Raw genomic sequence first — 428 nt, forward strand, 5'->3', positions numbered from 1 at the left:
CGTGCAGTTCTCGCCGGCGGTTGTTTCTGGGGCATGCAGGACCTCATCCGCCGCTATAACGGGGTCATCTCGACGCGTGTCGGCTATACCGGCGGCGAGGTTCGCAATGCGACCTATCGCAATCATGGCACCCATGCGGAAGCAATCGAGATCATCTTCGATCCCGGGAAGATCAGCTATCGCGACCTTCTGGAATTCTTCTTCCAGATCCATGATCCGAGCACGCGCAACCGCCAGGGCAATGACATCGGCACGAGCTACCGTTCGGCGATCTTCTATACCAGCGACGAGCAGAAGCGGGTCGCTTTGGACACGATCGCCGATGTCGACGCCTCCGGCCTCTGGCCGGGCAAGGTCGTCACCGAAGTGACGCCGGCAAGCGATTTCTGGGAAGCCGAGCCGGAGCACCAGGACTATCTGGAGCGCAT

General features: G+C 60.5%; 1 protein-coding gene. It reads left to right on the forward strand.

What is annotated here, in order from left to right; translation table 11 throughout:
- Positions 1–428: peptide-methionine (S)-S-oxide reductase MsrA (gene msrA, locus PY649_RS34895; RefSeq protein WP_285873629.1), on the forward strand; the 428-nt coding region annotated here is incomplete at both ends.

Source organism: Rhizobium mayense (assembly GCF_030272705.1).
Lineage (GTDB): Bacteria > Pseudomonadota > Alphaproteobacteria > Rhizobiales > Rhizobiaceae > Rhizobium > Rhizobium mayense.